Here is a 16,947-nt window from a genome sequence, read left to right on the forward strand (position 1 = left end):
TATTGGCCTAAACAATCACTATCGATTTAAACAGCCATTATCAGTATCCGGCATGACTCATAATACCAAGGGGTGGATGATGTTAGAGCAAATTTGCCAGTTGGCCCGCGAGGCAGGCGTGGCGATTATGGCGGTCTATCAGGGGGATAAACCCCTTGATGTGGCCCATAAGAAAGATGATTCGCCAGTGACAGCGGCTGATCTTGCCGCTCACCAGATTATCAAAGCCGGATTGGCGGCACTGACTCCCGATATCCCACTGTTATCTGAAGAAGATCCGCCGGTTTGGGCGGTACGTCAACACTGGCAGCGCTACTGGCTGGTTGATCCGCTGGACGGTACTAAAGAGTTTCTACATCGGAATGGCGAGTTTACCGTTAATATCGCGTTGATTGACCAAGGAGTACCGGTGCTTGGCGTGGTATATACCCCAGTGACTGAAGTGATGTACAGCGCTGAAAACGGCCAGGCGTGGAAAGAGGAGTGTGGCAGGCGCATGCAGATTCAGGTGCGTGCTGCACTACCGCCGTTAGTGGTAGTCAGTCGCTCTCACAGTGATGCTGAATTGGAAGATTATTTGTCGCAATTAGGTGAACACCAGACTATATCAGTCGGTTCGTCACTCAAGTTTTGTCTGGTGGCGGAAGGGACGGCGCAACTGTACCCGCGCTTTGGGCCTACTAATGTATGGGATACTGCCGCCGGGCATGCAGTAGCCATTGCTGCCGGAGCACTGGTTCACGATTGGCAGGGTAAACCACTCTCTTATACCCCACGTGAATCTTTCCTGAACCCCGGCTTTAGAGTGTCTTTATTCTAACCACATAGCCAAAGAGTGTGGCGTTGCAGGGAGGTGGCACGCAAACGAATCATATGATTCGGGTGAGTGCCCGCAGCGAATTCCCTGCAGCTTCAAACCTTAAGGGGAGATTACTGTTTCACCAGTTGGTGCAATTGATCGATCACCTGCTGTACTTCCTCCGGTGTCAATGCGCCATCTTTGGCAAATCTCACATTCCCTTGTGGGTCCAATACCACAATCGCCGAGCCCTTTTCCGCTAAACCCCAGGCCTTTTTGACATTCCCGTCGCTATCGACCACAAATTGTGACCAGGGAAAGTCGCGTTTATTACTTTCAATGCTGTTACGCACAAACACTGCCGTGCCGATGATGGCGTCATCAGTATTGACGATTGTCGTCGTTTGGTAATGTTCGTGTGGCAGATTAGCGTGCTTAATGGCTTCCACTAACGGGGCATTCAGCTCTTTTGCCGAGGTGCGGCCAGCAATATGTTGGATCACCCGCACTTTGCCGGGCAGTTGCGAGCTATTCCAGTTTTTGTAGCTAAACTGATCAGTAGCTTTATCATAATTTAATTCGCCTTTATCGCTGACACCCACCGGCGGTACCCGCTGGTTGATTTGTAGGGAGTGAGCGCAGGCCATTAGTGGTGTGAGTAGTAGTGACAGTATCAGCAGGCTATTTTTTATCATGGCATGTCCTTGTGGGATCTTATGGGTAATGTCGGGTACTAAGTCCTGCATGCAGGTCTACCCGTAGTCTTTCAAATTGCAGCTGTGTTGGCAGATTGTGTTTGCCGCTTGCCAGCATCTTGAAACCTATTGGGCATCAGTTTTCCAATAATAGGTGCAGATCAGAGGTCTGTCCTGTTTCTCTACAGTATTTATTTCTGACACTGACTAGATGGTTATTCTGTAATTAAGTCTCATTTTATCTATATGACCCTGTAATTTTGTGTAAATCCAGCAGCAATGACTGGTTTTGGCGGAACTAAAGCCCATACTCTAGGTCTATTACTCTGCAATTATATTACGTTACCTGTGATCTTGGTCGCTAAGGCACCAGAGGGAGCGTATTGATGTCATGGGAGGAAAGTAAAAAAATGAGGATCTTCCAACGTTACAATCCGGCTAAAGTGGCGATGTATGTCAAAACGCTTTTCCGAGGGAGGTTATATATCAAAGATATGGGGGCTTTTGAGTTTGACAAAGGTAAGATTTTAATCCCGAAAGTTAGGGATAAACGCCACTTTGAGGTGATGTCAGAGGTTAATCGTCAGGTGATGCGTTTGCAGGCTGATACCCTTCTTACATAATTGCTTTGGGTATGACATTAGTCTGAACAGAATTAATTGCGGCCCCTATTGTGGGGCCGCTAATGTTTTAAATAATGACTGATTTAAACTTTCATTAGGCATCACTGCTTTCGTGTGGGGCTTTTGGCAGTATTGGGGCTGGTAGGTCACTGAGTTTAGTCACCAGTAGCTGATCGATTTTGTAGCTATCGATATCGACTACTTCAAACTTGTAGCCGGCATATTTGACGAAATCCGTGCGTTTGGGAATTTTGCGCAGCATATACATCATAAAGCCGCCGATGGTTTCATAATTGCCAGACTGCGGGAACTCATCGATATGCAGCACTCGCATTACATCTTCAATCGGGGTACCGCCCTCAATCAGCCATGAACTTTCATCACGAGCAACAATTTGCTCTTCCTGCCCCTGACCGACCAAATCCCCCATCAGCGTGGTCATCACGTCATTCAGGGTAATGATACCAACCACCAGGGCGTATTCGTTGAGGATAACGGCAAAGTCTTCACCGGCGGTTTTAAAGCTCTCCAGCGCCTCGGAGAGTGTCAATGTGTCTGGCACAATCAGGGCTGAGCGAATTTGCACGCCACTGCTCAGTACCAGACTCTGGTTACCTAATACCCGGTTCAGCAAGTCTTTAGAGTCGACATAACCCACAACTTGATCGATATGACCATCACATACCAAGAATTTAGAGTGTGGGTGGGTCGAAATCTTCTCTTTTATGCTGTCTTCGCTTTCCCGCAGATCAAAATAAATCACACTTTCACGTGACGTCATCGACGAAGGAACAGTACGTGACTCCAGTTCAAAGACGTTTTCGATCAATTCATGCTCTTGTTTACGTAACACCCCGGCTAATGCACCTGCTTCCACGACGGCATAGATATCATCTGATGTGATGTCATCATTGCGTACCATTGGCAGCTTGAATAGTCGGAAGATTAGATTCGCCATCCCATTGAAGAACCAAACTAGTGGGCGACAAATCATCAGACAGAAGCGCATCGGGTTGACGATCCGAACGGCAACCGCTTCAGGTGAAATCATACCGATGCGTTTCGGGGTTAAGTCGGCAAAAAGAATAAATAAACTGGTGACCAGAACAAACGAGCAAATGAAACTCACCTGGTCGGCAAGCTCTGGTGACATGAAGCGTTCAAACACCAATTTAAAGGAGGGGGAAAACGCAGCATCACCGACGATACCCCCCAGAATGGCGACGGCATTCAAGCCAATCTGGACCACAGTGAAGAAAATCCCCGGAGTCTCTTGTAATTTAAGTACCCGCAAGGCGTTGATATCGCCTTCATCTGCCAGAAGTTTTAGTTTAATTTTGCGCGAAGCTGCCAGTGAAATCTCTGATAATGAGAAGAAGGCACTCACCGCAATTAAAAAAAGAATCAGTAAAATACTGTTTAACATAATCTGTCCGTGTCGTACCGACAATCGCGCCGGCGATCGTAAGGAAGGCCATACATTTGTTTGAATTAAAAAATACTGTTTAAATTTAAGATAACGGCAGAAAGCCGCCATCGGGCCGAGTGAACAGCCCGAATAGTATAACCCGTCTTACTTTAAGTTGCAGCGGAGTTAGCTAGGTTCATTACTCCGGCCATGCTTGAAATCCCCCTGTGGGCTAGCATAAATGCTGTTCAAACCGCATTCCAAGCGATTTGTCATTCCCTTGCTGCCAACCTGCAACTCTACGCAATTTGGGGATAATCGCAGCGATAAGAGCGTGGGCAACCTTACAAATCAGGCGGCATACACACGCCAATACCGCCAAGGTTACAATATCCATGTGGATTTTTGTGCAAATATTGCTGGTGGTCATCCTCTGCATAGTAAAACGGTAGTGCAACCGCCACTTCACTGGTAATCAACCGGCGATCAGCCGCTTGCTCCATGGCTTGCTGGAACAAGGCTTTGCTCTCGTTAGCTTGCACTTGCTGCTCAGGTGTCAAAACGTAAATGGCTGAACGATATTGTGTTCCGACATCTCCGCCTTGACGCATTCCTTGGGCGGGATCGTGATTTTCCCAGAAAATCTGCAATAGTTGCTTATAGCTGATGATGGCCGGATCAAAGACAACACGAACCACTTCTGCATGGGCTGTGCGGCCACTACAAACTTCATGATAGGTTGGGTTTGGTGTGTAGCCACCGCAATAACCTGCGGCAGTACTGTAGACGCCAGGCAGTTGCCAGAACAGGCGCTCAACCCCCCAGAAGCAACCCATGGCGAAGATAGCGATCTCCATTCCGTCAGGGATATGTGTCATGGAATGCCCATTCACCACATGGAGAGTTGCGACTGGCATTGGTGTGATTCGCCCGGGTAAGGCATTCGCCGCATCAATGACGGCAGTTTTGTCAAAATTTTGCACCAAAATAGGCTCCAATGTTTACAGTGAATTTGAAGTTTACAGTAAATTAATAACAAGATGTTTACAGTGAATAGGTATAGACAGTTGTATCTGATTGCGAGTTTGCACACAATAAGAGCCATTCTGCGTTAATGTATCGGCTTAAGGTGGAGTTTTAGGGATAACAGGTTTAAATCGGTCTTTAAGTGCGGAATGATTGCGTAAGTGATAAAAAGTCCGTCAGATCGTTTTTACAGGAAAATATACCCAATAGGTTTCAAGATGCGGTAAAGCGGCAAGGGAGAGAACCCTGATGAGCTTATAGGGTAAGTGATTCGGATGACAAATCTGCTGGGAGCAGATTTAAATGCTGCTTGCAGAGGTCAGGTCGAGTAATGAGAGTTGCCAATACACCTGCAATTTGGAAGATGGCAGGTATAAAATTAATTAGGAGTACGCGTGCCACGATACCCTATTTTGTGTTTTTTGTGCGTATTGCTCGCCACACCTCTTGCCTACGCTGCCAATGTGCGGTTGCAGGTCGAAGGTCTTAGCGGGGATTTAGAGAGAAACGTCAGGGCGCGTTTATCAACAATTGGTACGGATGAAGTGACGTCCGATGGCCGTTTCCGCTCAAGGGTGGATGACGCCATTCGTCAGGGGCTACGCGCGTTAGGTTATTACGACCCCACCATCACCTTTGATTTGCAGCCGCGCCCGGCACCTGCACGTTCCGTTTTAATTGCCAAAGTGATTCCTGGTGAACCGGTTTTGATTGCTGGTGTTGATATTGTGCTGCAAGGTGGGGCGAAAACTGATCCTGATTATCTATCATTGGTACGCCGCGATACCCCTAAAATTGGCTCAGTCCTCAATCATGGTGATTTTGATAATTTCAAAAGTTCACTGACGGGCTTAGCGTTACGCCGTGGTTATTTTGACGCCAATATGATCAAAAGCCAGTTGGGTGTTGCCGCTGAGTTGCGCAAAGCTTTTTGGGATATTGATTTTGACAGTGGCGAGCGCTACCGGTTTGGTAAAGTAGCCTTCCAAGGCTCGCAAATCCGTGAGGATTTTCTGCAAAATTTGGTGCCCTTTCATGAAGGTGAGTTTTATACTTCTGATGAACTGGCCGAATTGAACCGCCGTCTGGCTGCGACTAACTGGTTTAACTCGGTGGTGGTTTCACCGGATTTTCGCGACGCGAGAAAAACCAAAGTCCTGCCACTGGATGCGGTCGTCACTCCACGTACCGAAAATACGGTTGAATTGGGGGGCGGTTATGCGACCGATGTCGGTCCACGTCTGACGGCCAGTTGGCGTAAGCCGTGGATGAACTCCTACGGGCATAGTCTAACCACCAGTACTACACTTTCCGCGCCCGAACAGACGCTGGATTTCAGCTATCGAATCCCACTGTTAAAAAACCCGCTGGAACAGTATTACCTGTTACAGGGTGGGTTCAAACGCACCGATCTGAATGATACAAAATCTGACACCACCACCCTGAACGTTGCCCGTTTCTGGGATTTGTCCAGTGGTTGGAAGCGCTCAGTTAACCTGCGTTGGAGTTTGGATCACTTTACTCAAGGTAGTGTCACTGATACCACCATGTTGCTGTATCCGGGGGTGAACATCAGCCGTACCCGTCAGCGCGGCGGTGCTATGCCGGTGTGGGGGGATAGTCAGAATTATTCTATTGATGTGTCTGATACCACATGGGGGTCAGATGTCGATTTCGCCATATTCCAAGCGCAAAACGTGTGGATTCGTACTTTGGGTGAGAAGAACCGTTTTGTCGTTCGGGGTAACTTAGGCTGGATTGAAACCAATGATTTCGACCGGGTACCGCCGTCACTGCGTTTCTTCGCCGGTGGGGATCGCAGTATTCGTGGCTATAAATTCCGTGATATTTCCCCACGCGATAGCGAAGGTAAATTAACCGGTGCCTCTAAACTGGCAACCGGTACGCTTGAGTATCAATATAACGTTACCGGAAGATGGTGGGGGGCTGTATTTGTCGACTCGGGTGAAGCGGTTAACGATATTCGCAAGAGCGATTTCAAAACTGGCGCCGGGGTTGGGGTCCGTTGGGCTTCTCCGGTCGGTCCGATCAAGCTAGACATCGCCAAACCTATTGGTGACAACGAAGCACGTGGCGTGCAATTTTATATCGGTTTGGGGCCTGAACTATGATGTTGGTAAAGGGAGGGAGGTGGATAAAGAGACTCAGTATCGCATTTCTGCTCATTATCCTGCTGCTGGTCGGGGCTTTGGCGGGTTTGTTGGGCACCACCAGTGGTCTACATTTTGTGATAAACAGTGCCGCACGTTGGGTTCCCGGGCTGGATATCGCCAGTGTCAGTGGGGGGTGGCGTGACCTCACCTTAAAAGGCATTCAATATCAAATGCCGGGTGTCACTGTTAAAGCAGGGCAGTTCCATCTTTCATTACAGCTCTCTTGTCTAAAACGCAGTGAGTTGTGCATTAATGCCCTGACGGCACAAGATATTGATGTGGTGGTGGATACCAACGCCATGCCGCCTGCGGCCCCTGCTCCTGCCAGTAGTGAACCGATGGGGGAACTTAGTACTCCGTACCCCATTACATTGCGTATGCTGTCGCTGAATAATGTCAAAGTCACTATTGATGACACCGCGATTTCACTGGATGAATTCCGCACTGGAGCACATTGGCAACAGCGCGCACTGGCACTAATGCCGACCAAAATCAGTGGGTTATTGATAGCTTTACCAAAAACGGTGCCAGCGATGGTGCCGGATGCGGCTAAACCTGCGGTTGAAACGGCTATCGCGGTAAAAGAAGCGGTTGAGCAACAGGCAGCCGCGCCATCAGAGCAGGAAGCTCCGCTAGGTGAAACGTTAAAAGCGCTGTTTGCTAAACCGTTACTGCCAGAATTGCCGGACTTCCGTTTACCGCTGGATTTACAGATTAAAGAGATCTCAGGGCAACAACTCCGGCTTACAGGTGATACCGACGTACTTATCAGTAGTCTTTTGCTGCAAGCCAGCACGCAACAAAACCAAATAACACTGGATAAGCTGGAGATTAAATCGCCACAGGGTGGGCTGTCAGCACAGGGTGACGCCACGCTGGCCGATAAGTGGCCAGTGAGTATGGTCATCAATAGTGCGCTGAACATTGAGCCGTTGAAAGGCGAAAAAGTAAAATTAACTGTCGGTGGTGCGCTGCGTGAAAAACTCAACGTGGCACTCAATCTGTCAGGCCCGGTGAGCGCGCAACTGGATGCAGAAACTGCGCTGGCACAGGCTGGTTTGCCACTGGCGTTAACTCTACAAAGCAAGCAACTGCGTTGGCCGTTGAGTGGCGAACCTCAATATCAAATTGATAATCTTCGAATGCGCCTCAATGGGCAGGCGACAGATTACGCACTCTCGATCCGTTCTGATTTTAAAGGCACTGACCTGCCACCGGCAGTGTTCACTCTTGACGGTAAAGGGAGTGTTGAGCAATTCAATCTGACCCGTTTACGTCTGGCGGCATTGCAAGGTAACACTGACCTGACTGGCGTAGTGGATTGGAGTAAAGCAATCAGTTGGAACTCGGTATTAACCTTATCGGGTATTAACACCGCGAAGCAGTGGCCGGAGTGGCCAGCAAAACTGGATGGTAGAATTGTCACCCGTGGCAGTATCCACGGTGGTAGTTGGCAATTACAAGTACCGGAGCTGGCACTGGACGGGAATGTGAAACAAAACCGTGTGACGGCCCGTGGCTCCCTGACAGGGAATGCGGCAGGCCAGTGGCATATTCCGGGCATTAATCTGGCATTGGGCCGTAATAGGTTAGATGTGAGAGGCAACCTTAGTGACACCTGGCAGCTCGATGCCACTGTGGATGCGCCACAACTTGATGGTGCGTTACCGGGATTGGGAGGCGTGATGAAAGGGGCGCTGAAATTGCGCGGCAACCTTACAGCACCACAACTGCTAGTGGACCTCACCGCCAGCCGCCTGCAATGGCAGGAACTGACCATTAACCGGATTAAGATTGATGGCGACGTTCGCTCCACGGATCAGATTCAGGGTCAGTTGGCCGTTAGGGTTGAGCAACTCAAGCAAGCGGAGTTGGTTGTAAGTTTATTGACGCTAGATGCCCGAGGTAGCGAAAAACAGCATCAGGTGCGCCTGAATATACAAGGGGAACCAGTTTCCGGTCAGTTGGCGCTGGATGGGAGCTTCGATCGCCAACAAGAACGTTGGCGCGGTTCGCTTAATAACACGCGTTTCGATACGCCGGTAGGTGAATGGCGTTTAAGCCGTGCGATGGCATTGGATTACCAAAATAGCTTACAGCGGGTCACCATCGGACCCCACTGTTGGCTTAACCCAAATGCAGAACTTTGTGTTCCTCGGGCCATTGAAGCTGGCCCTAGTGGGCAGGCGAGTGTGGTTCTCAATCGCTTTGATTTAGCGATGATAAAACCATTCCTTGGGCCGGATACCACCATGAGTGGCGTGTTCACTGGCCGGGCCGATGTCAGTTGGACGGCCGGTGGTAACCTGCCAGATGTACGGGTATCGCTCAGTGGCAATGGGGTTAAAGTGCAGCAAGTAGTGCAAGGTAACCCGTTACCGATTGCTTTTGAAACGCTGAATCTCAATGGTGGCCTAACCAATGGGCAAGTGCGGGCTGATTGGTTGATTAAACTGGTGAATAACGGCCAGTTCTCCGGGCAGGTACAGGTTGCTGATCCACAAGGGCGGCGCAATTTGTCCGGTAACATTGCTATCAGTAATATTTCTTTGGCAATGATTAACCCGATACTGAGTGATGGTGAAAAAGCCGCTGGCACATTAAACGCCAATCTGCGTTTAGGGGGGAATGCGAAGAGCCCGCTAGTCTTTGGTCGTTTGGCGCTGGATAATGTCGATGTTGATGGTAGCTGGATGCCATTTGATATTACCGAAGGGCGTCTGGTGATGAACTTCGACGGTATGACCTCAACATTGGAGGGGTTAATTCGGACTTCTCAAGGGCAGCTCAATCTCTCCGGTGATGCCGATTGGCGTGATATCAATGCCTGGCGTGCCCGAATCGCCGCAAAAGGCAATAAGTTGCGGGTTACGATCCCACCAATGGTACGGATTGATGTTTCACCGGACATTGTTTTTGAAGCGACACCGCAGTTGTTCACCCTCAATGGTTCGGTTGATATTCCATGGGCGCGGATAACGGTGCAGGAAGTGCCGGAAAATGCGGTGGGTGTCTCATCAGATGAGGTGATGCTCAATAACGATCTGAAACCTATCTCCCCACGGACGGCCAGTATTCCAATCAACAGTAATCTGGTGATTCGGGTAGGTAATGATGTGCGTCTGAATGCATTTGGTTTGAAAGCCCGTTTGCAAGGTAATTTGAAAATGATCCAGGATCAGCGCGGGCTGGGCTTGAACGGGCAAATTAATATTCCGTCGGGTAGCTTCCGTGCTTATGGTCAGGATTTAATTGTCAATAAAGGGATATTGCTGTTCTCCGGCCCGCCGGATCAACCGCTACTCAATATTGAAGCGATACGTAATCCAGATGCTACGGCAGACGGTGTTACTGCTGGTGTGCGGGTTACCGGGATGGCTGATGCTCCACGGCTAGAAGTGTTCTCGGATCCGGCTATGTCACAGCAGGAGGCGTTATCATACCTGTTGCGTGGTCAGGGGTTGAGTAATTCGGGGGCTGACAGTGGCATGATGACCTCAATGCTTATTGGCATGGGGGTTGCGCAGAGCGGTAAACTTGTGGGTAAAATCGGCGAGGCATTTGGTGTCAGTAATCTGGCACTAGATACGCAGGGAGTCGGTGATAGCTCACAAGTCGTGGTAAGTGGTTATGTCACTAAAGACCTGCAAGTAAAATACGGTGTGGGTATATTTGACTCGCTGGCGACGTTAACATTACGTTATCGATTGATGCCAAGGTTGTATCTGGAAGCGGTGTCTGGTATTGATCAGGCATTAGATGTGCTTTATCAGTTTGAGTTCTAACCATGCGAATTATTGTCTACGGTAGTTTACGGCGCAAGCAAGGTAATAGTCATTGGATGACGGACGCCCAGTGGTTGGGTGAACATGACCTTGAAGGCTTTGATATGTACAACTTAGGTCATTATCCGGCGGTTATCCCCGGAGACGGCACTGTGCATTGTGAGGTTTATCGGATTAACTCATCTATTATGAATGAGTTAGATGAACTTAAAAGTAATACTAAGGATTACCGACGCGAGCTGATTCAGACGCCTTATGGTAGCGCGTGGATATACCTTTATCGCTTACCGCTCGAAGGTGTGCCACGTATCTACAGTGGCGACTGGCTAAAACGCCATGAAGAGAGCGACAAGCCATAAAATTAAGCTGTTATTAGCAAAAAAAAACACCGCTCACAGGGCGGTGTTTTTACGTTTCGCGCTTAAAGCATCCTCAAGAGGCGCTTTTTGGCATGCGAAACGGGAAATTACTTCTTCGCACGTTCGAAAGAGGCCAGGATCTCGGCTTTAGCTGCGGCGGCATCTTCCCAACCATCCACTTTCACCCACTTGCCTGTTTCCAAGTCTTTGTAATGTTCAAAGAAATGTTTAATCTGCGCTTTCAGCAGTTCTGGCAGATCATTTACATCTTTAACGTGGTCGTATTCTTTGGTCAGTTTGCTGTGTGGAACCGCAACCAGCTTGGCATCTTCGCCCGCTTCGTCAGTCATTTTTAACACGCCAACCGGACGGCAACGAATCACGGAACCTGGTTGCAACGGATACGGTGTTGGCACTAGTACATCAACCGGGTCGCCATCTAATGACAGGGTGTTGTTGATATAACCGTAGTTACATGGATAGAACATGGCAGTAGACATGAAGCGGTCTACAAACAGCGAGCCAGTCTCTTTATCGATTTCATATTTGATCGGATCCGCATTCGCAGGGATTTCGATCACTACATAGATATCTTCTGGCAGGTCTTTACCTGCGGGTACTTGGTTCAAGCTCATGTCGGTTTCCTTTTATCAAACCAGAAATGGAGTGCTGGCTATTATAGCCAACTCTTTTGTGAATTCCCGCCCTTTTCACTGTCAGATAGCGGTGAGATTGCCTGAGTGAGGGCCATTTCAGTGAGATAAAATCCCGTCATTCGCTAAATGTATCTATTTTGAGCTGTTTTTCCGGTGAGAGTTCAAGCTGACATCTGTATAGCCGATAACTTAATCAAACAATAAGACCGTCCGCTGTAATGCTAACGCTTTGTAATCTTAACCATTTGCACATAACCGGAAAAAAACCGATGTTAAAAAAGATTACCATTAAGAATGGGCTTATTGCCCAGCTAAGCTTTATGTCGTTGATTTTATTAGTTGTCAGTGTTATCGGGATTAATTCAATTCAGGAAAGTTCGCGCTCGTTGCAAATAATAAATCAAATCCAGGGGGAGGAGCTGGGTCTCTATCTAATAGCTTTAATGCCACGTTAAGCGCCAGAACTGAAGCAGCTCTGGCGATCCATCAGTTAGAAATTGGTCTGATTGAGGAATCATTACAAACGGCAAAACAGGCTGAAGGTTCACTAGCATTATCGCAAAAAGAGATGGCACGTTTTGTCAGTGCGGTATCTGACCGGGGAGACGGGCAGGGATTGGCGATAAATATCCAGAAAAGTTATAAAAATTATATTGATAAGGGCGTAATACCCATGCTGACCGCGATCAAGGCGGGGTATGCTGACGAGTATTACGCTGTATTGGAAAAGAGTATTACCGACATTAGTAAAGCCTTTAACAATGATGTCACTGCTTTTCGCAGCTATGCACTGGATGCTGGTCAATTGCAAATCGCCAACGCAAACAATGCCGCCAAAATTAAACTGACGATCATTATAGCTGCAGGGGTGATCACGTTGATCTCTGCGGTACTGGCATGGTTTGCGCTCAAATACATTATTTTGCAGCCGTTGGTGCAATCAATTCATCAGTTGGAATATATAGCTGCTGGTGATTTAACTCACAGTATCAATAGTGAGGGCAACACTGAATTGGCCCGATTGGCAAAGGCGTTACAGACGATGCAGCAATCGCTGGTGGCGTCAGTGAGTAATGTACGGGATGTGGGTGGGCAGATTGGTATTGGCTCGCGGGAATTAGCTGTCGGTAACAGTCATTTGGCTGAACGTACAGAGGAGTCGGCGTCTTCTTTGGAACAGACTGCGGCCAGCATGGAGCAGTTGACCTCAACCGTAAAAATGAATGCTGAAAACTCGGATCAGGCTAATCGTTTGGCGATGAGTGTATCGGATATTGCCAATAAGGGCAGTGAGGCCGTGAGTCATGTGGTTGATAAGATGCAGGCAATTACCACTAGTTCGCGCCGTATCTCCGATATTATTGCCGTAATTGATGGCATTGCGTTTCAGACTAATATTCTGGCACTTAACGCTGCGGTTGAGGCCGCCAGAGCCGGTGAACAGGGGCGTGGTTTTGCTGTGGTTGCGGGTGAGGTACGTAATCTGGCACAACGCAGTGCGCAGTCGGCGAAAGAGATCAAAGATCTGATTGTTGAGTCGCAAAGTCGGGTGAAGGAGGGCGCAGACATGGCCGAATCGGCAGGGAAAACCATGCATGAGATCGCAGATGAAGTTAGCCGAGTAACGGCATTGATGCGTGAGATCTCAGCCGCAAGTTATGAACAAAGTAGCGGTATTGAGCAAGTGAATGTAGCTATTGCGCAAATGGATCAGGTTGCCCAGCAGAACGCCGCATTGGTTGAACAGGCCGCCGCAGCGACGCGATCATTAGAAGAGCAAGCCAATGCATTGTCAGCCAGCATGGCAGTGTTTAAATTGCACAATCATGAGTTGGCGGTTGGAGCATAAAAAAGCAGCGGCTTAGGGGCCGCTGCTCTCTTTTTTAACTGTATTTACCCAAATTACTTGGCTTCTTCATCCGGGAATTTGGCAATAAAACCTTCCGCATCTTCCACCATGGATTTGGTACCGACAAAGAAAGGTGCGCGCTGATGCAGTTTCTCTGGCACGATATCCAAAATGCGGTTCACCCCATCCGTCGCCTTACCACCGGCTTGTTCTGCCAAGAAGGCCATAGGGTTGCATTCGTACAGTAAACGCAGTTTCCCTTGTGGGTGGCTAGCGGTGCTTGGGTAAATATAAATACCGCCTTTCAACAAGTTACGATGGAAGTCGGCAACCAGTGAACCAATGTAGCGTGAGGTATACGGGCGCTTGGTGGCTTCGTCTTGCTCCTGGCAGTACTTGATGTATTTCTTCACACCCAATGGGAATTTAATGTAGTTCCCTTCGTTGATGGAATACATGCAACCGGTTGCGGGATAACGCACTTTTTCGCCGGATAAACAGAAAACGCCCAGCGACGGATCATAAGTGAAAGTATGGACACCGTAACCTGTGGTATAGACCAGCATCGTTGAAGAACCGTAGACGACATAACCTGCGGCAACTTGTTTAGTGCCAGGTTGCAGGAAGTCAGCTTCGGTAATCGGAGTACCAAATGGGGTAATGCGGCGATAGATGGAGAAAATAGTACCGACGGATACATTCACATCGATATTTGAAGAACCATCCAGCGGATCCATCAGAACGACATATTTGGCATTTTCTGCCCGGCCACCATCAAAGATAACAATATCATCTTCTTCTTCGGAGGCGATACCGGCAACTTCGCCACGCGCTTTTAGGGCCGCTTTTAATTTTTCATTGGCAAACAAGTCCAGTTTCATCTGGTCTTCGCCCTGAATATTGGAAACACCGCTGGCACCTAAAATATCAACCAGACCTGCTTTGTTGATATCGCGATGAATAATCTTCGCGCCGAGTTTGATTGCTGAAAGTAATGCAGTTAATTCGCCGGTGGCGTGAGAGAAGTCTAGCTGTTTCTCAACGATGAATTCGCCTAACGTTTTCATGACTCAATCCCTGGATCTACGGTTAAATATCGATTTATTAACAAACAACACACCTGATGGCAGCAGTGTAGCCCAAAGGTGAGAATGATTCATAGGCAATTCCATTTCTTCTCTTTGATTCTGAGCGGTAGAATGGTTACAAACTCGAAGCTTATTAATACGGAAAATTTATGCGCATTCACATATTAGGTATCTGCGGCACTTTTATGGGCGGCCTGGCAATGCTGGCCCGCTCATTAGGTCATGAAGTGACAGGAGCGGATGCTAACGTGTATCCACCAATGAGCACGTTGCTGGAGAATCAAGGGATCGATTTAATTCAGGGATATGATCCAGCTCAACTGAGTCCCACCCCGGATTTAGTGATCATTGGTAATGCCATGAGCCGTGGTAACCCTTGTGTTGAAGCAGTATTAGAGCAAGGCATCCCTTATGTTTCCGGCCCACAATGGTTACATGACCATGTATTGCCAGAGCGTTGGGTATTAGCGGTGGCGGGTACACACGGAAAAACCACCACTGCGGGTATGGTGACCTGGATTCTGGAAGCCTGTGGTTATGAACCGGGATTCGTCATTGGCGGAGTGCCGGGTAATTTTGATGTATCAGCACGTTTAGGTAATAGCCCATTCTTTGTCATTGAAGCTGATGAATATGATTGCGCCTTCTTTGATAAGCGCTCTAAGTTTGTTCACTACAGCCCAAGAACGCTGGTTATGAATAACCTTGAGTTCGATCATGCGGATATTTTTGACGATCTGAAAGCTATCCAGAAGCAATTCCATCATCTGGTACGTTTAGTGCCAGGGAAAGGGAAAATCATCGTGCCGGATAATGATAATCACCTGAAGCAAGTGATGGCGATGGGCTGCTGGAGTGAGCAAGAGTTGGTCGGCGAAACTGGCAGTTGGTCGGCGCGCAAAGTATCGACCGATGCCAGTGTTTATGAAGTGTTTCTTGATAATAAATTAGTGGGCGAGGTCAGTTGGTCACTGGTGGGTGAACACAATATGCATAACGGTTTGATGGCGATTGCCGCTGCCCGTCATGTCGGGGTTTTACCCGCCGATGCTTGCAAGGCACTGGGTGATTTTATTAATGCTCGTCGCCGGCTGGAATTGCGGGGTGAAGCTCATGGTGTCACGGTTTATGATGATTTTGCTCATCATCCTACCGCTATTCTTGCCACTCTGGCGGCACTGCGCAGTAAAGTGGGTGGGACTGCACGTATTCTGGCCGTTTTGGAGCCACGTTCTAACACCATGAAATTAGGGCTATGTAAAAATGAGTTGGCACCTTCATTAGGTCGTGCGGATGAAGTGTTTCTGTTCCAGCCGCAGCATATCCCTTGGCAGGTAGTGGAGGTGGCTGAAGCATGTATTCAGCCTGCGCATTGGAGTGCTGATATTGATGCGTTAGTCGATATGATCGTGAAAACAGCACAACTGGGCGATCACATTCTAGTGATGAGTAACGGTGGTTTTGGTGGGATTCATAACAAATTGCTGAGCGCTTTGGATAAAAAAGCGGAGCAATAAGCTCTATCGCAGGATTAAGTCGGATAAAAAAAGCCCCCGCGATAGCGGGGGTAAAGGGTTCGTCGGATAGACGAGGGATTATTCGGATGTGAGCTGACTTCAGCCAATACTTTGTTGCAATCAATACTCTATTCAATAAGCTAAAAATTAGTATTTATCTTTATTTTCAGTCTATTGAATAAATTATCAAGGTACGAAAGTATGCCCCTCTGAGCGGGGCATTTACTTTCACTGCTGGCGCTTAATCTTATTTGTAAATCTTAGCTGTGGCGTGCCAACCATTGTCTTGATGCATACCAATGATTTTGTATGCCGTAGCGCCTTCACTATCAGCTTTTTTCGCGATGGCCTGCTCAATATCAGAAGGAGCACCGGTAATCGCGCTCACACTGACTGCGCCTAAATCAGTCATTTTGCTTGCTTGGGCGGCATTGATTGATTCCGCAGCAGATGCGCCGAAAGCAACAACAGAAAGTAAACTCAGGGCTGCCAGAGTAGTTTTGATTTTCATGATTTTTCCTTAATCAGATTCAACAATCCAAAAGTACTTTTAATGATTCTGGTACTTTTAGTTTATTGTTTTTACTGTTTATTTAATTTTTTTCGATTTGGGCTTCACGCCATTTTTGATCTATCTATTGCGAATTACTGGTAAATCTTGGCAGTGGCATGCCAGTTATTTTCTTCTCGCACTTCGATCACTTTGTAAGCTTTAGCGCCCATAGCATCAGCTTTATCAGACAGCGCCTGACGAATATCGGATGGTGCGCCGTTAAGGCCACTGACGGTAATGGTGCCCATTGGTTGTAATTTTTCAGCCTGACTCTCATTGATAGAATCCGCTGCAAAAACACCAAATGACAGTGCAGAGAGAATGCTGGCAGTTGCGATGGTAGTTTTAATATTCATGTTATTGCCTCTATTTATTCTTTATCACTTCGCATGAAGTGTGATTTACGTCACGAAAA

General features: G+C 48.0%; 13 protein-coding genes and 1 pseudogene. 7 read left to right on the forward strand and 7 right to left on the reverse strand.

Annotation, left to right across the window (positions count from 1 at the left end; genetic code table 11):
* Nucleotides 1–79: 79 nt before the first annotated feature.
* Nucleotides 80–820: a 3'(2'),5'-bisphosphate nucleotidase CysQ gene (gene cysQ / locus Q2T72_RS02365; RefSeq protein WP_372568580.1), complete on the forward strand. Its 741-nt coding sequence runs from the start codon at nt 80–82 to the stop codon at nt 818–820.
* Nucleotides 821–930: 110 nt separating this feature from the next.
* Here the strand turns inward: cysQ and Q2T72_RS02370 are convergent, their stop codons facing one another.
* Nucleotides 931–1,494 (reverse strand): YtfJ family protein, encoded by a 564-nt coding sequence (locus Q2T72_RS02370; RefSeq protein WP_083160943.1) that lies wholly within the window; start codon nt 1,492–1,494, stop codon nt 931–933.
* A gap of 410 nt (nt 1,495–1,904) precedes the next feature.
* Between Q2T72_RS02370 and Q2T72_RS02375 the strand changes: the two genes are divergently transcribed.
* On the forward strand, nt 1,905–2,117 hold the full coding sequence (locus Q2T72_RS02375) for a DUF1107 domain-containing protein (RefSeq protein WP_032906682.1): 213 nt from the start codon (nt 1,905–1,907) through the stop codon (nt 2,115–2,117).
* A 94-nt stretch (nt 2,118–2,211) separates the two neighbouring features.
* Here Q2T72_RS02375 and Q2T72_RS02380 read toward each other — a convergent pair whose 3' ends face one another.
* Together Q2T72_RS02380 and msrA are read right to left on the reverse strand one after the other, a co-directional pair.
* Nucleotides 2,212–3,543: a hemolysin family protein gene (locus Q2T72_RS02380; protein WP_083160941.1), complete on the reverse strand. Its 1,332-nt coding sequence runs from the start codon at nt 3,541–3,543 to the stop codon at nt 2,212–2,214.
* 326 nt (nt 3,544–3,869) lie between these two features.
* Nucleotides 3,870–4,508 carry a peptide-methionine (S)-S-oxide reductase MsrA gene (gene msrA, locus Q2T72_RS02385; protein WP_102970485.1) on the reverse strand — a complete coding sequence of 213 codons (639 nt, stop codon included), beginning with the start codon at nt 4,506–4,508 and terminating at the stop codon, nt 3,870–3,872.
* 438 nt (nt 4,509–4,946) lie between these two features.
* Between msrA and Q2T72_RS02390 the strand changes: the two genes are divergently transcribed.
* Genes Q2T72_RS02390 through Q2T72_RS02400 form a run of 3 tightly spaced genes read left to right on the forward strand, consistent with a single transcriptional unit; the run spans nt 4,947 to nt 10,869 of the window.
* Nucleotides 4,947–6,683, forward strand: a complete 1,737-nt coding sequence (locus Q2T72_RS02390; RefSeq protein ID WP_102970484.1) for an autotransporter assembly complex family protein — start codon at nt 4,947–4,949, stop codon at nt 6,681–6,683.
* On the forward strand, nt 6,683–10,510 hold the full coding sequence (locus Q2T72_RS02395) for a translocation/assembly module TamB domain-containing protein (RefSeq protein WP_372569845.1): 3,828 nt from the start codon (nt 6,683–6,685) through the stop codon (nt 10,508–10,510). Before Q2T72_RS02390 ends, Q2T72_RS02395 begins: the two co-directional genes overlap by 1 nt.
* A gap of 2 nt (nt 10,511–10,512) precedes the next feature.
* A complete protein-coding gene (locus tag Q2T72_RS02400) occupies nt 10,513–10,869 on the forward strand; it encodes a gamma-glutamylcyclotransferase (protein WP_083160939.1) in 357 nt (118 codons plus the stop codon).
* 107 nt (nt 10,870–10,976) lie between these two features.
* Here Q2T72_RS02400 and ppa read toward each other — a convergent pair whose 3' ends face one another.
* Nucleotides 10,977–11,504: an inorganic diphosphatase gene (gene ppa / locus Q2T72_RS02405; RefSeq protein ID WP_083160937.1), complete on the reverse strand. Its 528-nt coding sequence runs from the start codon at nt 11,502–11,504 to the stop codon at nt 10,977–10,979.
* Nucleotides 11,505–11,794: 290 nt separating this feature from the next.
* Between ppa and Q2T72_RS02410 the strand changes: the two are divergent.
* Nucleotides 11,795–13,374: pseudogene (locus tag Q2T72_RS02410) on the forward strand (methyl-accepting chemotaxis protein).
* Nucleotides 13,375–13,427: 53 nt separating this feature from the next.
* Here the strand turns inward: Q2T72_RS02410 and fbp are convergent.
* The gene (gene fbp / locus Q2T72_RS02415; protein ID WP_083160935.1) at nt 13,428–14,441 is read right to left on the reverse strand and encodes a class 1 fructose-bisphosphatase; all 1,014 of its coding nucleotides are present in this window, start codon (nt 14,439–14,441) and stop codon (nt 13,428–13,430) included.
* Nucleotides 14,442–14,611: 170 nt separating this feature from the next.
* On the opposite strand from fbp, the gene mpl reads away from it, so the two are divergent.
* Nucleotides 14,612–15,979: a UDP-N-acetylmuramate:L-alanyl-gamma-D-glutamyl-meso-diaminopimelate ligase gene (gene mpl / locus Q2T72_RS02420; protein ID WP_083160933.1), complete on the forward strand. Its 1,368-nt coding sequence runs from the start codon at nt 14,612–14,614 to the stop codon at nt 15,977–15,979.
* A gap of 247 nt (nt 15,980–16,226) precedes the next feature.
* On the opposite strand, the gene Q2T72_RS02425 is transcribed toward mpl, so the two are convergent.
* Complete coding sequence (locus Q2T72_RS02425; protein ID WP_083160931.1) at nt 16,227–16,490, reverse strand: YdgH/BhsA/McbA-like domain containing protein; 264 nt, start codon at nt 16,488–16,490, stop codon at nt 16,227–16,229.
* A gap of 134 nt (nt 16,491–16,624) precedes the next feature.
* A complete protein-coding gene (gene yhcN / locus Q2T72_RS02430; protein WP_083160929.1) occupies nt 16,625–16,888 on the reverse strand; it encodes a peroxide/acid stress response protein YhcN in 264 nt (87 codons plus the stop codon).
* Nucleotides 16,889–16,947 lie beyond the last annotated feature (59 nt).

This window comes from Yersinia sp. 2466 StPb PI, from assembly GCF_041538325.1.
In the GTDB taxonomy this organism is placed as follows: domain Bacteria; phylum Pseudomonadota; class Gammaproteobacteria; order Enterobacterales; family Enterobacteriaceae; genus Yersinia; species Yersinia enterocolitica_E.